Origin of the sequence: Telmatospirillum sp. J64-1, from assembly GCF_006980715.1 — a bacterium.
GTDB classification, from domain to species: domain Bacteria; phylum Pseudomonadota; class Alphaproteobacteria; order Rhodospirillales; family Magnetospirillaceae; genus Oleiliquidispirillum; species Oleiliquidispirillum nitrogeniifigens.
The window spans coordinates 1-947 of record NZ_SBHN01000075.1 but is presented as its reverse complement, the minus strand read 5'-3'; the positions used below and the strand labels follow the sequence as shown (position 1 = coordinate 947).

General features: G+C 66.1%; 1 protein-coding gene. It reads right to left on the bottom strand.

The annotated features are described in order from the left end of the window. The coding region (locus tag EPD66_RS23825) for a DUF935 family protein (protein WP_142851045.1) at nucleotides 1-947 on the bottom strand (947 nt) is incomplete at both ends.

Genomic DNA, 947 nt, shown 5'->3' with positions numbered 1-947 from the left:
GTTCCATTCGGTCAGCCAGCGGGCGACCTGATCGTTGAAGCTCTCGCATTGCAGATCGGCATCGCCCTGGACCACGTCGTCACGGACACTCTCATGGACCTCGGCCTGGCTGCGCGAGGAGCCGTCATCGGTGGTCATGGTCTGGCTCAGGATGATCTTGGCAATCGCCGCATCCCAATAGCGCACGAAGGTATCGTGGTCGCCGCCCGAGGTGCGCACCGCTTCCAGCAGTTTGGCCTGGAAACCTTCCGGGAAGGCGACGGCCGCTTGGCCATGCAAAGCCAGCAGGCTGGACAGCAGCTTGGCGATCTCGGAATTGGTGGTCCCTTGCGGATAATGTCCCACCGCCGTGGGCATGCCGAACTTCTCCAAAGCAATGGCCCAGAATTTGGCGGCGTTGCGCTTGAGGAAGACGGGCCAGTAAAGGTAATGAGCCAGCCCCAGGCCATGGGGGTCGTCGTCATTGTCGCCTTCAGCCGTGAAGACCCAGAACTTGGCCGGGGGCATCACCTCGCCCGCCGGGCTGGTCCGGGTGACCAGGCGCAGCGCCCCGTCGCGGCCGAAGCGGAAGCGCTCGGGCTTGCGCACGCGGATGGCTTCCAGCGTGATGCGGCTGCCGTCGCGCGCCCACAGGCACTCGCCCACGGCATAGCCGAAATACTGGCCATGCAGCATCTTGGCGCAGACGCGGTCGAAGCCGATCCTGCGCAGCTGTTCGTCCAGAAACTCGGCGGCTGCCTTGTCCTGGGCGGAAGTCCCGCCGGGCTCGACCTCCCATTCGGCGGCGGTGATGGCGCGCTGGCGCTGCTGCCAGCAGGACTTGACCTGGTGGTCGCGCAACAGCGCCCGGTAATGCTTGAGGTCGCCGCCCAGGCTGTCGAGCACAGGGTCGGGCGTGGCCAGGATCTCGCCGAGAAAGCCCGCCAGGTCATCGCGCCGGGAGGCAG